The organism is Dactylosporangium sp. CS-033363 (assembly GCF_050942475.1).
In the GTDB taxonomy this organism is placed as follows: Bacteria; Actinomycetota; Actinomycetes; order Mycobacteriales; family Micromonosporaceae; genus Dactylosporangium.
On record NZ_CP192032.1, the window covers coordinates 4,951,103 to 4,972,665 of the forward strand.

A 21,563-nucleotide genomic window follows, 5' to 3' on the forward strand; every position below is an offset into this window, starting at 1 on the left:
CTCACTCCTCCTGGACCGCGCTGGTGATGGAGTACACGTCGACGGAGCCGCTCTCGCTGCTGCCGACCGCGAGCCGGGAGCCGTCGCGGCTGAACGCGATCGCGTCGACGGAGCCCTCCGTGGCCAGGTTCAGCACGGTCGTTCCGGCGTCGAGCGACCACACGACGATCCTGCGGCGCATGACGACCGCGAGCAGCCGGGCCCCGGGCGCGAGGGCGGACACGACGTCCGGCGCGGGCGGCGGGGTGACGTCCGGCGCCGTGACCTCGGTGACCGCGCCGGCCAGGGCGAGCCCGTCCGGCGTCGGCACGAGGACGCGGAACGCCTTGACGTCCGCGCCGCTCCCGGTGAGCAGGGTCGTGCCGTCGGCTCCGAAGGCCAGCCACTTGGCGATCCCGGCCGCGCGCACGTTCAGCCGGCCCGGCCCGGTCACCGCGAAGAGCATGCAGCCGCCCGTGCCGATGACCGCGAAGTACCGGCCGTCCGGGCTGAACGCGATGGCGCGCAGCCGGTTCGCGCCAATGGTGAACCGCCGCGGCTTGCTGCCGGCGACCAGGCGCGGGGCGGTGGCGACGGCTGACCGGGTGGTGACGAGCCAGTCGCCGCTGAGCACCCGCTGGCCGAGCAGCGCCTGCCAGTGCAGGATGCGGCCGGGGGAGCCGGCCACGAGCTGATGCAGGCTGCCGTCGGCGGCGCGCACCCGGGCCAGCGCCTCGCCGGCCGCGAAGTCGGTGCCCTCCGGGCGGCGCTCGACGACCGTGGCCCGCCCGCCGGGCAGCGTCCACGCCAGGGGGTTGACCCCGGGCCCGGGCGGCGCGCCGGCGATGGTCCGGTGCGGCGTCTGGCGGGCCCACTCGCAGGCCCCGCGCACGGCCGCGTGCTGCGGGTCCTCGGCCTGGCGCACGGGCAGCCCGAGCCCCGCGGCCACGGCGGCGGCGATGACCGGGCTGCGGGTGCTGCCCCCGACCGCGAGCACTCCCGCGATCTCGTCCGGCGCGACCTCGCAGCGCACCAGCAGGGCCCGGCAGCACTCCAAGGTGCGCTCCACCAGCGGTACCGCCAGCTTGCCCAGTTCGTCGCGGGTCATCTCGACCAGCTGGTCGTCCCGGGTGAACTCGCCGGCCGTCGGCCCGTCGGAGAGCTGGTGCTTGAGCTCGACGGCCAGGTCCATGAGGTCGAGCCGGGCCCGCAGCGCCGCGTCCCGCTCCACGTTGCCGGCCCGCAGCGGGTCGGGGCGGCCGAGCTTGTCGAGCACGGCGGCGTACACCGCGGCGTCCAGGTCCCGTCCGCCGCAGTCCTCGACCGCCTCGAACCCCACGATCTCGTGCCGCGCCGCGCCCAGCCGCACCAGCGCCGTGTCGAACGTCCCGCCGCCCAGGTCATAGACGAGGACCAGCTCGCCCGGCTTGAACCCGCTCCCGGCGGCCGGCGCGAGGGCGGCCGCGACCGGCTCGGGCAGCAGCTCGGCGATCCCCAGCCCGGCGTTGCCGCACGCGGTGAGCAGCGCGGCCCGCCGCGGGTCGTCCGGGCCGTACGACGCGGGCATGGTCATGAGCACGGCACCGACCGGCCCGCCGAGCAGCCGCTCGGCCTCGGCGCGCAACGCCCGCAGCAGCACGGTCAGCAGGTGGGTCGCGTCGAACGGCGCCCCGCCGACCACGAGCGCGGCGCTCTGCCCGAGCTCCCGCTTGAACTCGTGCCGGTACGCCCCGGGCCGCACCCGCTTGCGCTTCTCCGCCGCCCGCCCGACGAGCAGCGCGTCGTCGTCGGCGAACACGGCGGTGGGCCAGCTCGTGGAGCCGCTGGCCGGGTCGTGCAGCGGCTGCGCGCCGGCCGCCGTGACGAGGGTGGCCTGGGTGGTGCTGGTCCCGAAGTCGACACAGAGGACCGGTTCGGTCATCGGCAAGTCCCCATGTCCAAGAGGTACCGTGCCGCTGCCACCCCGGGGCACCCCCGGAGATTCCGAACTCGGTGTCCGGTTGGTGCCTTGTTTCCGGCTGTTACTCCCGTTCCACTGTGTGCAGTCCGCCTTCCGGCGTCCACCATTCGACGACGAGCAGCGTCGCCTCCGGGTTGAGATGCGTGTGCACGACCTCGGCGATGTCGGCGCGGAACCGGTCGCCCTCCCCGCCTTCCCCCTCGGCCGCCGCCGGCACGGCCCGCCCGGCGATCTTGGCCTCGCCGGGCCACTGCGCCTCGGCCCCCTCGACGGGGTCGACGGTCGCACTGTGCAACGCGAACCGCGGATCCCGTTTCAGGTCGGCCCCCTTGCGCGCGCCGCTCATCGAGCCGAACGTGAGCTCGCCGCCCTCGAAGGCCGCCTCGATCCCGGAGATGCGCGGCCCGCCGTCGGCCCGTACCGTCGCCATGGTCTTGTGCTTGTGCGCGTCGAACAACGCCTGCACGCGCTGCGCAAACTCGGGCGCCGCCCGCTCAACGTCCCGCCAAGCCGTCATGCGCCCATGATTCCATCCCGGGGGTTTGATACAACATTGACCATGAAACTCGCCGAGGCATTGGCGCTGCGGGCGGACGCGGCGCGGCAGGTGAACCAGCTGCAGGCGCGGATCACGGCGTCCGCGCGGTACCAGGAGGGCGAGGAGCCGGCCGAGGACGCGGCGGCGCTGCTGGCCGAGGCGGGCTCCCGGCTGGGCGAGCTCGAGATGCTCATGCGCCGGATCAACCGCACCAACTCGGCGACCCAGCTCGCCGGCGGCGGCACGCTCACCGACGCCCTGGCGCGCCGCGACGTGCTGCGCTTCCGGCACAAGCTGGTCACGTCGGCGGCCGGCGCGGCGGCCGGGGAGGGCCAGCGCGGGGTGCGGCAGCTGCGGTCGGAGCTGCGGATGATCGCCGCCCTGCCGGTTGCGGAACTGCGCCGCGAGGCCGACGACCTGGCGCGCGAGCTGCGCGAGGTGGACACGCTGATCCAGCGTACGAACTGGGAGGCCGACCTCCTGGACTAGAGGACGCGGAGCAGGTAGTCGTCGTTGGAGGCGCGCACCGACCCGAGGGCCGACGGGTAATTCGGCTCCCTCCTGGTGCGCCTGAGGGCAGGCGCCGGGGTTCGACTCCCCGGTTCACATCGCATGCCCAGCACGGCACACAGGTAACGGGGCACGGTGTACGCCACACAACCAGGTGCGGATCCACGACGGCGAGGGCGGGTACGGGGTACTCCGCGTCACTTCATCGCGCGACACCACGCGAGCACACGGTCGACGTCGCCGCGCCGCGCGCTCGTCCGCCCACCGCCATCCAGGCGGTCGGCCACCACAGCTCCCCGGCATCGGCGAGCTCGCGGATCCAGGCGGCGTGCTGCGGGCAGTACCGGCCGGGCTCCTCGCCCTCGAAGAAGACCCGCTCCTGGTAGCCGTCGGGGCATGCCGCCGCGCCGAAGGGATTGAGCACGCCGTCGAGGTCGAGCAGCAGCATCGGTACCGTCGAATCCACGCCCCTCACCCTGAGCGCGGCGGGATGATCGTGTGGGCCAGGATGAGGCCGTCCTCGCCGGTGTCCGGATAGTGGGCTGGTGAGCGGTACAGCTCGGCGAAGCCCCATTTGCGGTAGAACGCCAGCGCCGGGGTGTTGGTGACGCGGACCTCCAGGGTGAGCAGCTCGGCGCCCTCGTGGGCGGCGGTGTCGAGGGTGTGCCGCAGGAGCCGGTCGCCCACGTGGCGGCGGCGCCAGGCCGGGGCGACGGCGATCTTGGCGAGGTGGGCGCGAGCGTCCGGGGCCAGGAACCAGCCGACGTAACCGGCGATCGAGGACCTGTCCGCGCAGCGGGCGACCCGCCAGCGGGCGGCGGGGTCGGCGAGCACAGCACGGTACACCCGGGGAGGGAACGGTGTCGGAAAGCTCACGCGCTCGATGGCGGACACCGCGGGCACGTCGCGGCGGTGCATGGCGTCGAACACGAGCGTGCTGTCGTCCGGTCGGGGGGATCCGCGGGCCACTCGACCGAGCGTAACCGGGTCGCGCCGGTGACGGACTTCGGTGCGCGCGAGAGCTACGATCGCTGGCACGGTCCACGTCGGCCCGTGCTGGTGGATGTGGGGACCTCGTGGAGTTGTCGGTGCTGCCCGGAGCGGGCGCGACGGTGGTGACGGCGGCCGGGGACCTCGACATCGCCACCTCGGACGAGCTGCGGCGCTACCTGCACGCGGTGCTCGACGAGCACGACGCCGAGCTGTACGTCGATGTCGCGGCGGTCCAGTTCATCGACTCCAGCGGGCTCGGGGTGCTGGTCAGCATCTATCAGCGGCTGGTCGGGCGCGGGCAGCACCTCACGCTGATCAGCCCGCACGAGCGGCTGCTGCGCACGTTCCGGCTGACCGCGCTGGATCAGATCTTCACGATCCTGCCGGCGCTTCCCGCGGGGCCGGCCGCCGCCTAGCGTGCGCGGTGAGCAGGGCGATGTCGTCGTCGTGCCGGTGCGTGTCGGTGTGCGCGACCACGTGGTCGGCGATCCGCCTCGCGCCGTCGCCGGGGCGCTCGCGCAACACCTCGTGCAGCCGGGCCAGGCCCGCGTCGAGGGTGCTCGTGCGCGATTCGATGAGCCCGTCGGTGTACAGCAGAAGCGTCCCGCCCTCCGCCAGCTCCACGGTGTGATCGTGCCGCGGGGTCGCCGGGTCGACGCCGAGCAGCAGGTCGTGCTCGGCGAGCAGGCGGGGGTCCGCACCCGGGGCCAGCAGCGTCGGCGGCGGGTGGCCGGCGTTGGACCAGCGCAGCGTGAACCCGCCACCGGGCGCGGGGTCGAGGCGGGCCAGCACGACGGTGGCGAAGATCTCCTGGCGCAGCGCCCGGCAGGCCGTGTCGAGCCGGCGCAGCGTGGCCGAGGGCGGCTCGTCCCGGTCGGCGACAAAGGCCCGCAGCATGCTGCGCAGCTCGCTCATGGTGGCGGCGGCCTCCAGGCTGTGGCCGCAGACGTCGCCGATGACCAGCGCGAGCCGGCCGCCGGGCAGGACGATCGCGTCGTACCAGTCGCCGCCGACGTGGTCGTCGTCGTGGGCGGGGATGTACCGGGCCGCCAGGTGCAGCCCCGCGACCGCCGGCAGCGGCGTGAGCAGGGCCTGCTGCAGAGTGGCGGCCGCGGTGTGCTCGTGGTGGAGGTGGTCGGCGCGGTCGAGGGCCTGGGTGACGTACCCGGCGATGGTGAGGATCACCGCCTGCTCCTCCAGGTCGACGTCGCGCGGCTCGCGCCAGGCGAAGGTGAGCACGCCCAGCGCGGCGTCGCCGTGCAGCAGCGGAGCGCACGCGACCGCCTGCCAGCCGAGGCGGCCCAGGTCGGTGGCGGGCTGGGGGAAGGCGGCGCGGATCGCCTGCGGGTTCGACAGCACGTACAGCCGGCCCGCCCGCGCCGCGTTCACCGCCGGGCGCAGCGCGGACTCGGCGAACCCGGCCCACCGCACGGCCAGGTCGCCCGGCAGCGGCGCGAACGTGGCCAGCTCCGGGTCCCCGCCGAACAGCGCGATGCCGATGTCGGCGGGCTCCAGGACGCTGCTGACCAGCCGCCCGACGGCCGCGACGACGTCGTCGATCGTCGTGGTGCCCGTGAGCGCCACGCTGGCGTGCAGCAGCACCTGGCTGCGGTCGAACGCCCCGCGCAGCCGGTCGCCGCGGTCGAGCGCCGCGTCCTGCCCCGCCTCGGCCCGGCGGGTCGCGATCCGCAGGCGCAGGCTGTCGGAGCAGGCGGCGCCGAGGTCGGCCAGCAGCCCCAGCTCCGCGCCGGTCCACGCGCGCGGCACGGCGTCGATCGCACAGAGCGTGCCCAGGACGGTACCGTCGGCGTCGGTCAGCGGCACCCCCGCGTACCCGGCGATCCCGAGCCCGCCGGGCACCCGCTCGTCGAACCGCGCGTCGGCGATCGCGAGGGGTTCGTCCGCATCGGCGACGTACCCCTGGGTCCATCGCTCGGTCGCCCACGGCTCGCCGAGTCCGGCCGCGCCCGGAAACACGCGGCCGCCCGGCCCGGGCAGCGAGACGAGGGCGACGGGCGCGCGCAGGACGGTGCGGACCATCGCCGCGAACCGGTCGAACACCGGGTCGGGCGCGGCCCCCAACCCCGTGCGAGCCGCGGCGCCGGGCCCCTCTCCCATGCGGGCCGCGGCACTCGGCCGGCTGGACGAAAGACCGGATGACACGCGCGAACTGTACCGGCCGCGCCCCGCGGTCGCCACGCTTCGCTCCCGGGAGGCGGCGCGACGGCGGCCGGGGTAGCGTTGCACCGCCATGCTCACGCTGACCGGCGACACCGACGGCACCACGCTGACCATCACGGCCAACGGCGACATCGACCTGTCCAACAACCGCCGCCTGGCGGCGACCGTCGCGGAGCACGAGTCCGCCGACCTCACCACCATCGTCCTGGACCTGGCCGGCGTGGACTTCTGCGACTCGGCCGGCCTCGCGGCGATGGTCCGCCTGTACCGCGCGTCCGCCCTGGCCCACCGCACGCTGGTGATCCGCGCCCCGAGCGAGAACCTGACCCGCCTGCTGGAGATCACCGGCCTCGACCGCGTCTTCACGATCGAGCCCGCCCCCGCCTGAGCGTCAGCTCCCGAGCTCGGGGTACCGCGTGGGCGGCCGCTGGAGCACCACCCGCTCCTGCCTGGGCAGGCGCGGGCGGGTCACCAGATACGACACGGCCGCCCCGCCGACGCCGAACACCAGCGCATACGCCGCGAGCGACGGCTGGACGTTGCCGAGGTAGCCGAGGTAGCTGTTGCCCACCTCCTTGATGAGCCCCGCCGCGCTGGTGCCCCCGAGGAGAAAGGTCAGGCTGATGGGTACGCCTGGTGCGGCCCGGCAGAGTTCGCGCGCGTACTCCCGGGCGGCCGCCTGGATCGCCTCCGCTCGCCCCGTGTCGCGCTCGGGAAGCCTGTTCTCGATCCACCGGCGGCGCTTGACGAAGTACTCCTCGGCCAGGCCCGACCGGTAGACGCCCAGCACCCTGTCCGGCGGAGCTTCGAGAATGCTGCACACACTCGGGACGAGGAGCTCCAGCTCCAGGGTCGAGGGCATGAGGAACTCGCGCTCGGCGTCCGCGTCGATGGCGATGGCGATGGGTGTGAGCGCCGCGACCGAGTGGCGGCTGGCGTTGAAGGCGTCGGCCTGGCTGTTGTGGTAAGCGACGTTGACGAGGTCGACCAGGTACTGGACCTGCTCCATGGTGTCCCGGTCCCGGCGGTCCCGCATGGCCTGGAGCAGCTGCCGCGGCTTGTCGAACTTGTCCGCGGCGCCGTGGACGTCGAGCAGCCGGCCCATGACGTTCCACACCTCCCCGCGCCGGACGCCCGGCCGCCCGGACGAGTCGGCGGCCTCGGTCGCCGCCTTCGCCGCGGCAAGGATGCGGTGCCGGAAGCCGGCGGTCGCCGTCCAGAGCTCGGCCTGCCGCTCGGTGACCGGATGGGGAAGCTCGCCCAGCGCGAACAGATCGTCGAGGTACGTCGAGTACGCGGCACCCATGTCGCGCTCCCAGTACGCGCGGCGCGCGTGGGCGGAGCCGACCAGGGCGTCGTCCAATGCCTCGGCCATCTTCTGGGGTGTCGTGCCGGCGCGCTCGTACTGCGCGCGCTCCAGGCCCAGGATGTTCTGCGCGCCGATCGCCTCCAGGCCCTCGGCGAAGGTCTCGGTGGTCTCACTGCGGAAGGACGGCACGACGAGACCGTTGCGCATCGCGTGCTGCAGGAACGACCACTTGCTGTGGCGCTGCGTCACGTGCCGCAGCACGGCTTCGTTGTTGAAGAAGAAGGTGTCCGGGAGGACGATGCCGCCCTGCTGGAACAGGATGCTGTACACCAGGCTGTTGTTGAACGTCGCCGTGCTGTCGGCGATGTTGTGTTCGATGCCGCCGTCGGCCGCGGAGAAGTAATACGGCCGATTCCACGGTGTGAATTCGGTGGTCCGTACGAGCCTCATGATGCATGGGTACCGCTCGCGGGGGCCCTCCCGCATCGACCGAAGGGCCCCCGCGTTCCGCGGTCTACATGTGGGCGGCGGGCGCCGCGTCCGGGTCGACCGAGAGCGGGCCCGAGCGCAGCAGCAGGCCGCTCACCACCGCGCCGACCAGGAAGAAGGCGGCGACGCAGGTGAAGGTCGTGGTGTAGCTGTCGATGGCCGCCGCCAGGGTCGCCTGCGGGGTCGGGGTCTTGCCGGCCAGGGAGTGGGTCAGGGCGCTCGAGGCGATGGTGGACAGCACCGCCGTGCCGACCGAGCCGCCGATCTGCTGGGCGGTGTTGACCAGGGCCGAGGCCACGCCGGCGTCCGCGGCGCGGACGCCCGAGGTGCCGGCGGTCATGGCCGGGGCCATGGCCAGGCCGATGCCGACGCCCGAGACGAGCAGGGGGCCGAGGATGCTGCCCGCGTAGCCGGAGTGCACGGTCAGCTGGGTCAGCCACAGCATGCCGCCGGCGGCGATGAGGAAGCCGGCCGGGACGAGCGGGCGGGGGCCGACGCGCGGGACGACGATGCTGGTGGCGAGCGTGGCGGTGACGGCCAGGGCGCCGATCATGGGCAGGAAGGCGGCGCCGCTGCGGATCGGGCTGAAGCCGAGGTTCTGCTGCAGGTAGTAGGTCAGGAACAGGAACACGGCGAACATGCCGACGCCCAGGGTCAGGACCGTGAGCAGGGCGCCGCCGCGGGTGCGGTCGAGCAGGACGCGCAGCGGGATCAGCGGGTGGGCGACGCGGGTCTCGATGACGACGAACGCGGTCAGCAGCACCACGGCGGCCGCCAGCCAGCCCCACACCGCGGGGTTGCCCCAGGCGTGGGTCTCGGCGTTGCCGAAGCCGTACACGAGGGAGAACAGGCCGGCCGAGACCGTCACGGTGCCGGGGACGTCGAGGCGGTGGCCGGGGCCGTCGGCGCGCTGGTTGTGCAGCAGGCTCAGGGCGCCGAAGGTGGCGAGGACGGCGAAGACGATGTTGACGTACATGCACCAGCGCCAGTCGAGGTACTCGGTCAGCACGCCGCCGAGGAGCAGGCCCATCGCGCCGCCGGCGCCGGCGATCGCGCCGTAGATGCCGAAGGCCTTGGCGCGCTCCTTGGCGTCGGTGAACGTCGTGGTGAGCAGCGACAGCACGGCCGGGGCGAGCAGCGCGCCGAAGGCACCCTGCGCGGCGCGGGCGGTGACCAGCAGGCCGAAGCCCTCCGCGGCGCCGCCGATCGCGGACGCGGCGGCGAAGCCGATGAGGCCGATGAGCAGCGTCGTCTTGCGGCCGATCAGGTCGCCGACGCGGCCGCCGAGGGGGAGCAGGGCGCCGAACGCGAGCGCGTACGCGGTGACGATCCACTGCCGGTTGTCGTTGGAGAAGCCCAGCGCCCGCTGCGCCGAGGGCAGCGCGATGTTCACGATCGTGGCGTCGAGCACCACCATCAGCTGGGCGAGGCCCAGCACGCCGAGGATGGCCCACCGCCGGGCGTGGTGCGGGTGGGTCTCCTGGGCTTCCGCGATGCGGGCTCGTTCCAGGTGGGTGGTGGTCATGGCTGCCTCTCCGGGTCGCTTGCGTGCTTCGCGTCATCCGTTCGGCTGTCGTACCGCCGGAATGAGCGACAGTCCCGCCAGGCACCCGTGCGGCAACCCGATGGATCCCGTGCCCCGGAGTTGTCGAAGCAGCCCGTCGCCGCTCGACGCACAGGCAAACGAGGAAGAGGAGAACGCCATGAAGATCGTCGCCGGGCTGCACGTGTCGCTCGACGGTGTCGTCGAGTCCCCGGAGCGCTGGAGCTTCGACTACTTCTGCCCGGAGGTCGGGGCGTCGATCAAGGCCCGCCGCGACGCCACCGAGCTCCTGCTGCTCGGGCGGAACACCTACCGGGAGTTCGCGGCGATCTGGCCGGGGCAGCAGGGGGAGGTCGCCGACTTCATGAACGGCACCCCGAAGCTCGTGGCCTCCACGACGCTGACCGACCTCGGCTGGGGCGAGGCGGCGCTGACCGACCTCGCCGACCTGCGGGCCCGCAAGGACAAGCCCGGCGGCAACATCACGGTCACCGGCAGCGCCACCCTGGTCCGGTCGCTGGTCCTGGCCGGGCTGGCCGACGAGCTGCACCTGATGGTCTGCCCGGTCGTGCTCGGCGCCGGCAAGCGCCTCTTCGACGACGTGGGCGGCCGGGCGCCGCTGCGGCTGCTCGCGTCGGAGACGTTCCCGACCGGCGTCGCCCACCTCACCTACGGCCCGGCCTGACGCCCCGTCGTGCGGACGCTGAGCAGCGTCGCGCCGAGGTCGCGGAGTCCGGCGAGGATGCCGTACAACTGGGCCTGATCGACGACGGGACCGGCGAGCCTGCTGGTCCCGTCGGGGTCGTGGGCGATGCTGAGCCCGCCGAGCCGCTCCGACCAGTGCCGGTCGAGGTGCCCCGCGACCCGGATCTCGTAAACGTCGCTCATGAGCGCCGCACCACGTACTCGGCGACGGCCAGGTTGATGACCCAGCCCGCGCCCTTCGCCAGGTCGCCGACCAGCACGCCGGGGCCGAGGAGCGCGCCCGCGAACCCCTCGGTGAAGGCCTGCGTACCGGCGGCCAGCCCGATCGCGTACGCCCGGGTCATCCAGGCGCGGTGGGCGGCGACGTCCCCGCGGCGGATCGCGGCCAGGCCCAGGACCAGGCTCGCGGCCATCGCGGTCCCGAACACCAGCCGCAGCGCGAAGAGCAGCGCGCCGGTGCCGGGCTTGGCCGTGTACAGGATCGTCATCCACAGCGCCGACCCGGCCACGAGCAGCCCGGCGGCGGCGAGGACCCGCCCGGCGCGGCGGTGCCAGGCCGGGTGGGTCCGCCGCAGCCGCGGGACGAACTGGAAGGCGCCGGCGAGCGCGTACCCGGCCGCCCCGACGATGTGCACCACCAGCGGGACGGCCAGCAGCGACGGCCGCTGCGCGAGGTCGAGGAGCCGGATCGTCCCGGCGGCGAGCGGGATCGCGCTCAGCGCGACCAGCGCCGCCGGGACCGGCCAGGAGGCGGTCATCGACCGGCGGGCTGCAGGACCGGCGGCGCGTCTTCGAGCGCACTCGAAGCGTGGTTGCGCCACAGCGACACGCCCAGCCCGACGAGCGCGACGCCGACCGGCACGGCGATCGGCCGGTTGAACGACTCCGGCAGCACGGCCAGGGAGGCGGTCCCGGCGGTGCCGGCGGCCAGCAGCGCCGAGGCCCACCGCGCCAGCACCCCGGACCGGAACAGGGCGATGCCGAACAGCAGGCCGCCGAGCATGTAGCCGGCCCCGCTCAGGTTGAACAGCATCTGCAGGCCGCCGATGTCGCCGGCCGGGTGGCCGCCGGCCGCGGCGACGATGACGTCGTTGACGTACGCGGGGTTGGTGCGGGCCAGGCCGGGCAGCACCGTGGCGGCCATGATCTCCACGCCGACCATGCTCAGGTACCCGGCGGCGAAGATCAGGTACCCGGCCAGCCCGAGCAGCCCGACCCGCCGGTACTGGCGCAGGTACATCCCGGTGATGCCGGCCAGCGCGAGCGCCGCCATGACGGCCTTGGCGCAGCTGCGGACGGTCCACTCGGTCAGTTCGGCCGAGGCGGCCACCATCGGCGGGTGGTTGATCTGGACGGCGACGAAGATCGTCCCGGCGGTGGCCGCGGCGAGGGCGGCGGCCCGGAACAGTGCGGAAACTGTGATGGTCATGCCGGAAAATCTAGGAAACCGGCTGGTCGCCGCACATCATCAAGCGATGCGATCCGGGTTGATGATGCCGAGCTCGCGGGCCCGTCGCACCGCCGCCGGCCGGGTCGTCACGTCGAGCTTGGTGAAGATGTGCCGGGTGTGGGTGCGCAGCGTGTTGACCGAGACGAACAGCCGCCGCGCGATGTCCGGGCCGTTCAGGTCGGTCGCGAGCAGGCGCAGCACCTCCACCTCGCGGGCGCTCAGACCATGCTCGGGCCCGGCCTCGGCCAGCAGCTCCCGCACGGCGAGCGCGTCGGCCACACTCGCGCCGCGATCGCCCGCCCGGGCCGCGGCGATGAGAGCATCCAGACCCGGCACGTGTACGGCCTGATCCCCGTCGATCCGCCCCTGCGCCACCAGCAGCCGCGCCAGGGTGAGCTGGTTGAACTCCTGCAGATAGGTCGGCTCGGCGACGGCGCGGACCTGGTGCTCGGCGGCCCAGTCCCAGGCGTCGGCGAGCCGGCCGAGCGCGATGTGCAGGCGGGCCTTGAGCGCGGGAACCGGCCGTACGTCCGGGAAGTAGCCGGGCAGGAAGAGCTCCCCGGCCCGGTCCAGCGCCGCGAGCGCCCCGCCGGCGTCGCCGCGGGCGTGCAGGAGGGCGGCGCTCGTGACGTACCAGCGATGGCGGTTCTCCAGCAGCGAGGCCGCGTCGCCGAGACTTCGAGCGAGCTCCAGGTGCTCGGCCGCGCCGCCGGGGTCGCCCTGCGCGAGCAGCACCTCGGCCAGCCCGACGTGCAGGTCGCCGGTGATCGGCAGGACGCCGGGCCGGCGGTGGGCGTCGGCGAGCGCCCGCTCGTACAGCCGCCGCGCTTCGACGGGTCGGCCGCGGGCCAGCCACATGGCGCCGAGGACCACGGTCATGCCCAGTTCGTCGGCGACGTTGCCGGCCGCGTGCAGGCTGCGCCGCGCCTCGGTGAAGACGGCGATCGCCTCGGGCAGGTCGCCGGCGGCCCAGGTCGCGAGGCCGAGGAACCCGGCGGCCCCGGCGCGGGTCAGGTGATGCCCGGGGCCGGTGAGCTCCAGGGCGCGGCGGGCGTGCGCGGCGGTCCCGGCGAGGTCGCCGTGGGCCTGCGCGAGGGCCGCCCGATACATCTCGATCGTCCCCGGCAGGTCACCGTCGGGCCCGGCGGAGGCGGGCAGCGCGGCCTCGGCGGCGTCGAGCCAGGCGGCCACCCCGGTCAGGTCGCCCTCGGAGAGCCGGGTCCAGGCCAGCCCGGTCGCGAGGGCCGCGCGGCGGCGCACGACGTCCGGCGGCAACGCCTGCAGCCACGCGCGCAACGTGCGGTCCTGGCGCTGCCGGCGCAGGTCGTCCTGGGCCAGCTCGAGCAGCTCGGCCGCGTGCTCGCCGTCGCCGCCGGCCAGGGCGTGCGGGATGGCGTCGGTGCGGCGGGAGCGGCCGGCGTACCAGTGCGCGGCCGCGCGGTGCAGGGTGCGCGCCCGCGCCGGGTCGAGCTGGGCCCGCAGCGCGTCGGCGAACAGGTGGTGGTACCGGTAGCGCGAGCGGCGGTCGTCGAGCGGCACCACGAACAGGTTCGCGCGCTCCAGCCGTTCCAGCGTCGCCTGGCCGTCCGTGCGGCCGGTGATGGCGTCGCACAGCGGGCCGGTCAGCTCGTCGAGCACCGAGGTGTCGAGCAGGAACGCGCGCACGTCGGCCGGCTGGTGGGCGAGCACGTCCTCGACGAGGTAGTCGAGCACGAACCGGTGGCTGCCCGAGAACGCGTCGACGAACGTCTCCACGTCGTCGCCCGCCCGCCCGCGCGCGGCCAGGGCGGCCAGCTGCAGTCCCGCCGCCCAGCCCTCGGTCCGCGTCTCCAGGGCGGCCACCTGCCCCGGCTCCAGGCGAAGGCCCATGATCTGGTTGAGGAACGCGTCCGCCTCGGCGGGCGTGAAGCGCAGGTCGGCCGCGCGCAGCTCGGCCAGCTCGCCCCGGGCCCGCATCCGGGCGAGCGGCAGCGGCGGGTCGGCGCGGGTGGTGATCGCCATGGTGACGTGCGCCGGCAGCCGGTCGAGCAGGAACGTCACCACGTCGTGCACGGCCGCCGTGTCGATCACGTGGTAGTCGTCCAGGGCGATGACGGTCGGCTCGGCGGCCGCCGCGTCGAGCAGCGCCTGGCGGTCGTCGTCCGGTCCGGCGCCGAGGGCCGCGGCGAGGTCGGCCGTGAAGCGGCGCGGGTCGGCGTGGCCCGCGTGCAGCGCCAGCCAGGCGACCCGCGCGGGCGAGCCGGCCAGCCACTGGGTCACGACCGTGGTCTTGCCGAAGCCGGCCGGGGCCGAGACCAGGACCAGCCGCGGCGGCTCGGGGCCGAGCGCGTCGAGGAGCCGCTCGCGCGGGACGAGGGCCCGGCGCGGGCGCGGCCGGTCACCCGGCGTGGGGGTCACGGTGCTCCTCGTCGGCGCGCAGCAGCATCCGCTCGCCGGGCCGGCCGAAGATGCTCAGCACCTCCGCGGGTTCCTCGCCGGTGCTGCCGAACCAGTGCGGCACCCGGGTGTCGAACTCGGCCGCCTCGCCCGCCCCGAGGACCAGGTCGCGGTCGCCGAGGACGAGCCGCATCCGGCCGCTGAGCACGTACAGCCACTCGAACCCGCCGTGCGCCCGCGGGTTCGGGGCCGACTGCGCAGCCGGGATGACGATCTTCCAGGCCTGCACGCCGCCCGGGCGGGTCAGCGGCAGGACCGTGCGCCCGTTGACCCGGCGCGGCTTGATCCGGATGCGGGGATCGCCGACCTCGGGTGCGCCGACGAGGTCGTCCAGCGGCACGCGGTACACCTGAGCCAGGGGAAACAGCAGTTCGAGGCTCGGCCGCCGCTGACCGTTCTCCAGCCGCGACAGGGTGCTCTTGGAGATGCCCGCCTGCTCCGCGGCCACCGTCAGGGTCAGGCCCCGCTGCTCGCGGATCTGCCGCAGCCGCGGTCCGACCAGGTCGAGCAGCTCCTTCATGACGACCATTGCAGCGCCGTTTCCCAGAAATGGCAACGAACGTTGTGGCCGGGCGGGCCGCGGGGGAGATTGCAGGTATGAACGAATTCGACGTGGTCATCATCGGCGGGGGAGCCGCCGGACTGTCCGCCGCGCTGGTCCTGAGCCGGGCCCGGCGCCGGGTCGCGGTGGTCGACGCGGGCCGCCCGCGCAACGCCCCGGCCGCGCACATGCACGGCTTCCTCGGCTCCGACGGCCTGCCGCCCGGCGAGCTGCTGGCGGCGGGGCGCAAGGAGGTCGAGGGGTACGGCGGCGTCATCATCCCCGGCACGGTGCAAGCGGTGTCGGGGGCGGCCCCGGCCTTCACCGTCGGCCTGGCCGACGGGGAGCTGCGCGCCCGGCGGGTGCTCGTCACCACCGGGCTGACCGACGTGATCCCGGACCTCCCCGGCGCCCGCGAGCGGTGGGGCCGGGACCTGCTGCACTGCCCGTACTGCCACGGCTACGAGGTCCGCGACCGCCCGCTCGGCGTGCTCGGCGGCAATCCCGAGGCCGTCGCCCACGCGCTGCTCATCCGGGAGTGGTCGGCCGACCTCGTGTTCTTCACCCACGGCACGGTCCTGGACGAGGCGCAGCGCGAGCGGTTGCGGTCCCGCGGCGTCGCCGTCGTCGACCACGCCGTGACCGACCTGGTCGTGACCGGCGACGAGCTGACCGGCGTGCGGCTCGACACCGGCGAGGTCGTGCCCCGCGCGGCCGTGTTCGTCCGGCCCCGGTTCGTCGCCAACTCCGGCCTGCTCACCGGCCTCGGCTGCGCCACCGACGGCAACGGCTGGGTGACCGTCGACGGCACCGGGCAGACCAGCGTCCCGGGCGTCTTCGCGGCCGGCAACGCGGTCAACCCGCGGGCCACCGTCATCACCGCGGCCGGCGAGGGATCCGCGGCCGCCATCGCCGTCAACACATCACTCGTGGAGGAATCGCTGTGAACCGACCGCCCTCGAAGCACCAGCTGGCCGTCATGATCTGGCTCGCGGTCTTCCCGACGCTCACCGTGCTCAACCTGGCCCTCGGGCCGTGGCTCGCCCACCTCGGGCCGGTCCTGCGCACGTTCGTCCTCGCCACCATCGCCGTGCCCATCGTCATGTACGGCCTGATGCCCCGCCTCCACCAGCTGCGCGCCCGCCTGCTCGCCCGGCGCGCTCTCGCCCGGCGCGCATAGAGCTCGCCAGGCGCGCTCTCGCCAGGCGCGCTCTCGCCAGGCGCGCTCTCGCCAGGCGCGCTCTCGCCAGGCGCGCTCTCGCCAGGCGCGCTCTCGCCCGGCGCGCATGGAGCTCGCTCAGCGCCCGCTGCGCTTGAGCACGCGCATGGTGTGGCTGAAGCCCACCAGCTCGTGCCCGACCACCTCGACGACGGCCGACAGCGCTACTGACGCGATCGCGGCCACAAGTGCGGCCAGGCTCGACGAATCCGCGAGATCGACCGGCCCGGTCGCACCGAGCACGAACGGCACCGCGACCGCCGCCGCCAGGGGCACAAGAGCACAAGCCAGCAGTGGTACGTGCGTCAGGTCGTACGCGTGCAGCAGGACGCTCCAGGTCGCGAAGATGAGCACGAGCAGGACCGCCACCGGAACGGCGAGGGCGAGCGCGACCCGCAGCACCGACAGCTCCTGCTCCTCGACGGCGGTCGTGGCGACGCGCAGCCCGGCCCCGACGGCCGCCACGGCGCCGAAGATCGGCAGGTGGGCGTACCGCCACGCGAACGTACGCCGGGGGAAGCGCTCGAGAATCGACCGGGCGGGGATCAGGAAGTACGTCCACCAGAGCCCCGCCACCAGCACGAGCCCGGACGCGACGATCACCACCGCGGCCGGGCTCCAGCCCCGGGCGTGAATCAGCGCGGCGACGGCGCTGACGGTCGCCGCGATCACCTCGCCCAGCGCGATCAGGGTCAGCAGGCCGAACCGCTCCGCGATGTGCCCGGCGTTCCAGGGCGGGGCCCCCAGCCGCCGCTCCAGGACGACGGGCGCCGCCATCTCCCCGCACGCGAGGACGGCGAGCACCGCGATGGTGACGCCGACCGGCAGCGGCAGGAGCGCGGACAGGACCCACCCGGTCTGGACGACGGCGATCGTGACCGCGTAGGCGCGGGCGATCCGCCGGTGCGCCGGGTCCTGCCGGGCCGCGCGCAGCCACAGCCCGATCTGCGGGACGCGCATGACGACGTACCCGGCGACCAGGAGCAGGTTGTTCGGGCTGTGCCCCGTGGCGGCCGCCGCGAAGCTGACCGGCAGCCCGAAAACCAGGATGACGACCCCGATCATCTGCACCAGCGTGGCCACCCGGAACAGCGCGTCGTCGTTGTCGTAGGCCGAGGCGAACCACGTGAAGTTCAGCCAGGCCCACGACACCGAGAAGATCGCGAAGACGTACGCCCCGAGCCCCGATCCGACCCGCCCGCCGGCGATCGCCTCGGCGAGCTGGTCGGCGGCGGCCGCGAACGCGATGACGTACGTCAGGTCATAGAGCAGCTCGACCGGGGTAGTCGAGCGTCCGCGCTCGCCGGGGTCGCGCCCGGTCATCGGCCGCAGCCGGTGCTCGAGGTCGCTTCGCAGCCGCGCGGCATCCTGACCCACGGCGAGATCCTACGGAGCGCGCGGGTGAGGCCCCGGGGTGAGGCGTGTGGCGGCGCTCACGGCCTGGAATGCATGACATGTCACGTAAGTTGCACCGGCCGGAAGGTACGGCAGCACGAGCAAGGAGCGACGACATGGAACGGCTGCAGGGCAAGACGGCACTGGTCACGGGCGGCACCTCGGGCATCGGCCTGGCGGTCGCCCGCCGCTTCGCCGACGAGGGCGCGCACGTCTTCGTGACCGGGCGGCGCCAGGAGGCCGTCGACGAGGCGGCCGCGCTGATCGGCCATGCCGCCACGGGCGTGGCCGGCGACATCGCCGACCCGGCGGACCTCGACCGGCTGTTCGCGGCGATCGAGCGGCGCGGGGCCGGCCTCGACGTGCTGATGGCCAACGCGGGCGGCGGCTCGTTCGCGACGCTGGAGGAGATCACGCCCGAGGACTACCGGGCCACGTTCGACCGCAACGTCGGCGGCACCCTGTTCACCGTGCAGCGCGCGGTGCCGCTGCTGCGGCCCGGCGCCTCGATCATCCTGACCGGGTCGACGGCGGCATCGAACGGTACCCCCGCGTTCGGGCTCTATGCGGCGACCAAGGCGGCCATCCGCTCCTTCGGGCGCACCTGGGCGGCCGAGCTCGTCGGGCGGGGCGTGCGGGTGAACACGCTGGTGCCGGGGCCGGTGGAGACGCCGGGGCTGGCCGGGCTGGCCGGCGACCCGGCCGGGGTCGAGCCGCTGTTCGCGCAGCTCGTGGCCGGGGTGCCGCTGGGGCGGCTGGGCCGTCCGGAGGAGATCGCGGGGGCCGCGGTGTTCCTGGCCTCGGACGACAGCAGCTTCGTGACCGGCGCCGAGCTGTTCGTGGACGGCGGGGCCGAGCAGCTCTGATTCCGTGACGCTTCACGTAACTCAGCGTTGCGTGCGGCCTTGACGCCTCGCACGGCTGGCACCATGGCGGTATGACCCCCAAGCGGCCCGCCCGGGGCTGGCTCGACGGCGACCAGCAGCGCACCTGGCTCGCGTACATCCGGCTCCAACTCCGGCTCACGTACGAGATCAACCGGCAGTTGCAGGCCGAGCACGACCTCTCGATGCCCGACTACGACGTGCTGACCGCGCTGAGCGTCGCGCCGGCGTCGTGCCTGACGATCACCGCGCTGGCCACCCAGATCGGCTGGGAGCGCAGCCGGGTGTCGCACCACGCCAAACGGATGGCCCAGCGCGGCCTGGTCAGCCTCGATCCGGCCGCACACGACCGGCGGGTGACGGAGGTGTCGCTCGCCCCGGCCGGCCGCCACGCCCTCGAGGCGGCCGCGCCGGGGCACGTCGACCTGATCCACGACCTGTTCTTCGACGGGCTGCCGGCCGAGCTCCAGGAGCCGTTGCGCGCGGCCCTGGAGCACGTCTACGAGAACGTCCTGAACCGTGGCACCCTGCCCCGGCCGTAGCGAAAGGTGCGCGCCGGGGCACGAATGGGTATCAAGGACGGATGCGAGGACACGCCGCTCTGCTGGTCGTGGCCGGGCTCACCGCGGTGAGCGGCTGCGGTACCACCGCGAACCCCATCGCCGAGAGCCCGTCGGCCCCGGCGGCCACCAGTGCCGCCCCGCCGCCGCCCGCCTCGGAACCCGCGTCGGCCGCACCCCGGCCGTCGGTGACCGGGCCCGACGCGCCGATGCTGCTGGGCCAGCGCCGGCTCGTGATCCGCCCCGCCGAGGCCGGCGAGTCGATCCTGGCCGTGGACGACACCGGCCGCCTCAACCTCACCGACGGTCCCACCGACAAGGGCCTGTTCGTGTTGGTACCGCAGGGTGCCCGCCACCAGATCCGCACCGCCACCGGCGACCAGGCCTGTCTCGGGCTGAAGAACAACGGAAGCCGGCCCCTCACCATCGCCGCCACCCAGTGCGACCCGGCGCGCGACGGCCAGCTGTTCACGATCCAGCCGCCGGCGAGCGGCGACCCGGCGACCTACACGATCAGCGTGAGCGGCGCGTACCTGCTGGTGTCCAGGACAAACGGGGTGATCGCCGAGGAGCCGGGCGACGCCACCGCGCTGACCGCCTTCGTCCTGGTCGACAACGGCCCCGTTTGAGGTTGACCGGCCGCAATCGGGGCAGTGCCAGGCCGTGCGCACCCGCCTCGCGGCCCTGTCGCTCGTCCTCCTCGCCGGGCTGATCCACCCCGCGGACGACACGATCCGGGCGCGCCGGCTGCCGGCCGACGGCTTCTATGTGCGGGACGGCCGCCTGTACGACGCCGACCACCACGAGTTCGTCATCCGGGGCGTCGGCCAGAACCACGCCGTGTACCCGGACCGCACGCCGCAGATGTTCCGCGACGTGAAGGCGATGGGCGCGAATGCGGTACGAGTGGAGTTGTCCACAGGCGTGGTCGCCGCGCGCAACGACGCGGCCGACGTCGCCCGGGTGATCGGCCTGTGCCGGCAGAACCGCCTGATCTGCGTGCTGGTCGTGAACGACACCACCGGATGGGGGTACCGCCCGGAGGCCATCCCGCAGGCGAAGGCGGTCGACTACTGGATCAGCATCCGCAAGGCGCTGATCGGCCAGGAGAAGTACGCGATCATCGACGTCGCCAACGAACCGTATGTGCTGGACAACTTCGCCGGCTGGCCCGCCGGCACGAAGGAGTCGATCGCCCGCCTGCGCCGGGCCGGCATCCGGCACACCCTCATGGTCGACGCCCCGGATTGGGGCCAAGATGTGTCCTTCACGATGCGTGACAACGCCGCCTCGGTCTTCGCCGCCGACCCGCAGCACAACACGGTCTTCTCGATCCACGTGTACGGCGCCTTCAGCCGGGCCACCACCGTCCACGACTACCTCGGCCGCTTCCTGCGCGCCCGCCTGCCGATCGCGGTGACCGAGTTCGCGTACACCCACCAGGACGGCGAGGTCGACGAGGACGCCCTGATGTCCGAGGCGCGGACCGACAACGTCGGCTACCTGGCCTGGTCCTGGAGCGGCAACAGCGGCGACGTCAGCAACCTCGACATGGTCCGCGAGTTCGACGCCGCCGCGCTGACGTGGTGGGGCCGGCGGGTGTTCGACGGCCCGGACGGCATCCGCCAGACCTCCCGCCAGGCCACCGTCTACAACTGAACCTCGACGTACGCCGCGACCTTGCGCCCCATGGCGGTCGCCGCCTCGCAGGCGAAGCGGAAGTGGATGCCGCCGAAGACCCGCGCGTCGCTCGTCTGCGCGACGCCGGCGGAGAAGCTGGGTAGCGTCCGCGTGACGCCGGGCATGCCGGGGGACGTCAGCGTGTACCGCGTCCGATCCCCGAACCGGTGCGCCAGCATGGCCGCCGCGGCCTGGCTCACCGCGGGATGCCCGGCCGGATACTCCTGAAATGTTGGCGTGTCCAGCAACGGCCGCCACGCGGGGTCGGCGGCCTGGATCGCGGTGACCGGCCGCCACGTGTCGAAGAAGTTCTTGGCGTTCCAGACCGCGATCACCGTGTCCGCCATGGCCACGTTGACCTTCATCAGCAGCCGCGCCGCCTCGGTCAGCCCCAGGCGGTGCCGGACGATGAGCGCGTCGGCGACCGGGTCCCACAGCGCGATCGGCGTCGCGGACTGCCAGAACTGGGCCGTCTGCGTGTCGAACGCGCCGCGGGTGGCGCTCGTCAGCTGCCCGGCCGCCCGCACCTCGGCGAGGTCCCGCGCGTAGCGGGCGCTGTCCAGGGCCGGCGGTGGCGGCGGCCGGAACTGCGCCGGCGAGCGCAGCGTCCACGGCGTCATGCCCGCGAACTGCCGGAACGAGGGTGCGGCCGGGAACGCCGGCGGGGTGGGCCGCCACCGGCCGGGTGCCGGATCGGGCACGTACGGCGGCAGTACCGCGGAAAAGCCGTCATCGGCCCGTCGCGCGAGCACGCCGTCGGCGACCGACGCGCCCCACGCCACCCCGCGGCCCACGGACCCGCCGCGGTCCGGAAGCCCGGCCAGGGTCGCCGCGAGCCGCGCGTCGAACGCGGCCCGCTGAGCCGGGAACAGCCCGGCGAGGGTCCGGTGCGCGGCTCCGGCGGCGGCGGCCGGCGCGGACGTGCCGCGCGGCCGCTCGAGCGCGACCGCCTGGTACACCGAGACCGCCACGATCGCCCCGGCCCGCATCGCCGGCGGCGGGGGCAGCTGGGCGGCGGTGATGGCCTCGACGAGCGCGCGGTTCCACCCCACGACCACGTCGGCGGGGTGCGCGGCCACCGGCACGCCCGCCGCCATGAGCAGCGGCGCGACGGCGGTCACCACGGTGAGCGAAACATGCGTGAGTCTGGACATGCGCCCACCGTGCGCGCGGTGGCCGTGCGCGCATAGT

The 21,563-nt window shown here is 74.2% G+C and carries 24 protein-coding genes; 10 read left to right on the plus strand and 14 right to left on the minus strand.

The window, feature by feature from the left end:
* Position 1: 1 nt before the first annotated feature.
* Both ACQPZ4_RS22960 and ACQPZ4_RS22965 read right to left on the minus strand, forming a co-directional pair.
* Positions 2-1,900, minus strand: coding sequence for an Hsp70 family protein (locus ACQPZ4_RS22960; RefSeq protein WP_433064718.1), 1,899 nt, complete (start codon positions 1,898-1,900; stop codon positions 2-4).
* 100 nt (positions 1,901-2,000) lie between these two features.
* Complete coding sequence (locus ACQPZ4_RS22965) at positions 2,001-2,456, minus strand: pyridoxamine 5'-phosphate oxidase family protein (RefSeq protein WP_433064721.1); 456 nt, start codon at positions 2,454-2,456, stop codon at positions 2,001-2,003.
* A 42-nt stretch (positions 2,457-2,498) separates the two neighbouring features.
* On the opposite strand from ACQPZ4_RS22965, the gene ACQPZ4_RS22970 reads away from it, so the two are divergent.
* Positions 2,499-2,966: a DIP1984 family protein gene (locus tag ACQPZ4_RS22970; RefSeq protein WP_433064724.1), complete on the plus strand. Its 468-nt coding sequence runs from the start codon at positions 2,499-2,501 to the stop codon at positions 2,964-2,966.
* A gap of 223 nt (positions 2,967-3,189) precedes the next feature.
* Here the strand turns inward: ACQPZ4_RS22970 and ACQPZ4_RS22975 are convergent, their stop codons facing one another.
* Positions 3,190-3,453 carry a hypothetical protein gene (locus ACQPZ4_RS22975; RefSeq protein ID WP_433064727.1) on the minus strand — a complete coding sequence of 88 codons (264 nt, stop codon included), beginning with the start codon at positions 3,451-3,453 and terminating at the stop codon, positions 3,190-3,192.
* A gap of 5 nt (positions 3,454-3,458) precedes the next feature.
* Positions 3,459-3,956 (minus strand): GNAT family N-acetyltransferase, encoded by a 498-nt coding sequence (locus ACQPZ4_RS22980; RefSeq protein WP_433064730.1) that lies wholly within the window; start codon positions 3,954-3,956, stop codon positions 3,459-3,461.
* 107 nt (positions 3,957-4,063) lie between these two features.
* Between ACQPZ4_RS22980 and ACQPZ4_RS22985 the strand changes: the two genes are divergently transcribed.
* Entirely contained in the window at positions 4,064-4,396 is a 333-nt protein-coding gene (locus tag ACQPZ4_RS22985; protein ID WP_433064732.1) for an STAS domain-containing protein, read from the plus strand.
* Here ACQPZ4_RS22985 and ACQPZ4_RS22990 read toward each other — a convergent pair.
* Positions 4,353-6,143 carry a SpoIIE family protein phosphatase gene (locus ACQPZ4_RS22990; RefSeq protein ID WP_433064735.1) on the minus strand — a complete coding sequence of 597 codons (1,791 nt, stop codon included), beginning with the start codon at positions 6,141-6,143 and terminating at the stop codon, positions 4,353-4,355. The two genes, ACQPZ4_RS22985 and ACQPZ4_RS22990, sit on opposite strands and share 44 nt — an antisense overlap.
* A gap of 88 nt (positions 6,144-6,231) precedes the next feature.
* Here ACQPZ4_RS22990 and ACQPZ4_RS22995 point away from each other — a divergent pair, with 88 nt between their 5' ends.
* Complete coding sequence (locus ACQPZ4_RS22995; RefSeq protein WP_433064737.1) at positions 6,232-6,549, plus strand: STAS domain-containing protein; 318 nt, start codon at positions 6,232-6,234, stop codon at positions 6,547-6,549.
* Between the two features lie 3 nt (positions 6,550-6,552).
* Here the strand turns inward: ACQPZ4_RS22995 and ACQPZ4_RS23000 are convergent, their stop codons facing one another.
* Together ACQPZ4_RS23000 and ACQPZ4_RS23005 are read right to left on the minus strand one after the other, a co-directional pair.
* The gene (locus tag ACQPZ4_RS23000; RefSeq protein ID WP_433064740.1) at positions 6,553-7,920 is read right to left on the minus strand and encodes a hypothetical protein; all 1,368 of its coding nucleotides are present in this window, start codon (positions 7,918-7,920) and stop codon (positions 6,553-6,555) included.
* Between the two features lie 64 nt (positions 7,921-7,984).
* The gene (locus ACQPZ4_RS23005; protein ID WP_433064743.1) at positions 7,985-9,484 is read right to left on the minus strand and encodes an MFS transporter; all 1,500 of its coding nucleotides are present in this window, start codon (positions 9,482-9,484) and stop codon (positions 7,985-7,987) included.
* Positions 9,485-9,662: 178 nt separating this feature from the next.
* Between ACQPZ4_RS23005 and ACQPZ4_RS23010 the strand changes: the two genes are divergently transcribed.
* Positions 9,663-10,187 (plus strand): dihydrofolate reductase family protein, encoded by a 525-nt coding sequence (locus tag ACQPZ4_RS23010; protein WP_433064746.1) that lies wholly within the window; start codon positions 9,663-9,665, stop codon positions 10,185-10,187.
* Here ACQPZ4_RS23010 and ACQPZ4_RS23015 read toward each other — a convergent pair.
* Genes ACQPZ4_RS23015 through ACQPZ4_RS23035 form a run of 5 tightly spaced genes read right to left on the minus strand, consistent with a single transcriptional unit; the run spans position 10,172 to position 14,613 of the window.
* Positions 10,172-10,390 (minus strand): hypothetical protein, encoded by a 219-nt coding sequence (locus ACQPZ4_RS23015; protein ID WP_433064749.1) that lies wholly within the window; start codon positions 10,388-10,390, stop codon positions 10,172-10,174. The genes ACQPZ4_RS23010 and ACQPZ4_RS23015 overlap by 16 nt on opposite strands.
* Entirely contained in the window at positions 10,387-10,965 is a 579-nt protein-coding gene (locus ACQPZ4_RS23020) for a DUF2306 domain-containing protein (protein ID WP_433064752.1), read from the minus strand. Before ACQPZ4_RS23020 ends, ACQPZ4_RS23015 begins: the two co-directional genes overlap by 4 nt.
* Positions 10,962-11,636: a hypothetical protein gene (locus ACQPZ4_RS23025; protein ID WP_433064755.1), complete on the minus strand. Its 675-nt coding sequence runs from the start codon at positions 11,634-11,636 to the stop codon at positions 10,962-10,964. Before ACQPZ4_RS23025 ends, ACQPZ4_RS23020 begins: the two co-directional genes overlap by 4 nt.
* A 39-nt stretch (positions 11,637-11,675) precedes the next feature.
* Positions 11,676-14,054, minus strand: coding sequence for a LuxR C-terminal-related transcriptional regulator (locus tag ACQPZ4_RS23030; RefSeq protein WP_433064757.1), 2,379 nt, complete (start codon positions 14,052-14,054; stop codon positions 11,676-11,678).
* On the minus strand, positions 14,035-14,613 hold the full coding sequence (locus ACQPZ4_RS23035) for a helix-turn-helix domain-containing protein (protein ID WP_433064759.1): 579 nt from the start codon (positions 14,611-14,613) through the stop codon (positions 14,035-14,037). Before ACQPZ4_RS23035 ends, ACQPZ4_RS23030 begins: the two co-directional genes overlap by 20 nt.
* Before the next feature lie 77 nt (positions 14,614-14,690).
* Here ACQPZ4_RS23035 and ACQPZ4_RS23040 point away from each other — a divergent pair, with 77 nt between their 5' ends.
* Together ACQPZ4_RS23040 and ACQPZ4_RS23045 are read left to right on the plus strand one after the other, a co-directional pair.
* Positions 14,691-15,581, plus strand: a complete 891-nt coding sequence (locus ACQPZ4_RS23040) for an NAD(P)/FAD-dependent oxidoreductase (protein ID WP_433064762.1) — start codon at positions 14,691-14,693, stop codon at positions 15,579-15,581.
* Complete coding sequence (locus ACQPZ4_RS23045; RefSeq protein ID WP_433064765.1) at positions 15,578-15,814, plus strand: hypothetical protein; 237 nt, start codon at positions 15,578-15,580, stop codon at positions 15,812-15,814. The genes ACQPZ4_RS23040 and ACQPZ4_RS23045 overlap by 4 nt, the downstream gene beginning before the upstream one ends.
* A gap of 117 nt (positions 15,815-15,931) precedes the next feature.
* On the opposite strand, the gene ACQPZ4_RS23050 is transcribed toward ACQPZ4_RS23045, so the two are convergent.
* Positions 15,932-17,230, minus strand: a complete 1,299-nt coding sequence (locus tag ACQPZ4_RS23050; RefSeq protein ID WP_433064768.1) for a low temperature requirement protein A — start codon at positions 17,228-17,230, stop codon at positions 15,932-15,934.
* A gap of 134 nt (positions 17,231-17,364) precedes the next feature.
* Here ACQPZ4_RS23050 and ACQPZ4_RS23055 point away from each other — a divergent pair, with 134 nt between their 5' ends.
* The 4 genes from ACQPZ4_RS23055 (at position 17,365) to ACQPZ4_RS23070 (ending at position 20,351) form a co-directional block, all read left to right on the plus strand.
* Positions 17,365-18,114 (plus strand): SDR family NAD(P)-dependent oxidoreductase, encoded by a 750-nt coding sequence (locus ACQPZ4_RS23055; protein WP_433064771.1) that lies wholly within the window; start codon positions 17,365-17,367, stop codon positions 18,112-18,114.
* Between the two features lie 71 nt (positions 18,115-18,185).
* Positions 18,186-18,674 (plus strand): MarR family winged helix-turn-helix transcriptional regulator, encoded by a 489-nt coding sequence (locus ACQPZ4_RS23060; RefSeq protein WP_433064774.1) that lies wholly within the window; start codon positions 18,186-18,188, stop codon positions 18,672-18,674.
* A 41-nt stretch (positions 18,675-18,715) separates the two neighbouring features.
* Positions 18,716-19,321, plus strand: coding sequence for a hypothetical protein (locus ACQPZ4_RS23065; RefSeq protein ID WP_433064777.1), 606 nt, complete (start codon positions 18,716-18,718; stop codon positions 19,319-19,321).
* A 34-nt stretch (positions 19,322-19,355) separates the two neighbouring features.
* Positions 19,356-20,351: a cellulase family glycosylhydrolase gene (locus tag ACQPZ4_RS23070; RefSeq protein ID WP_433064779.1), complete on the plus strand. Its 996-nt coding sequence runs from the start codon at positions 19,356-19,358 to the stop codon at positions 20,349-20,351.
* Here ACQPZ4_RS23070 and ACQPZ4_RS23075 read toward each other — a convergent pair.
* Positions 20,342-21,526, minus strand: coding sequence for a vanadium-dependent haloperoxidase (locus ACQPZ4_RS23075; protein ID WP_433064782.1), 1,185 nt, complete (start codon positions 21,524-21,526; stop codon positions 20,342-20,344). The two genes, ACQPZ4_RS23070 and ACQPZ4_RS23075, sit on opposite strands and share 10 nt — an antisense overlap.
* Positions 21,527-21,563: the final 37 nt, after the last annotated feature.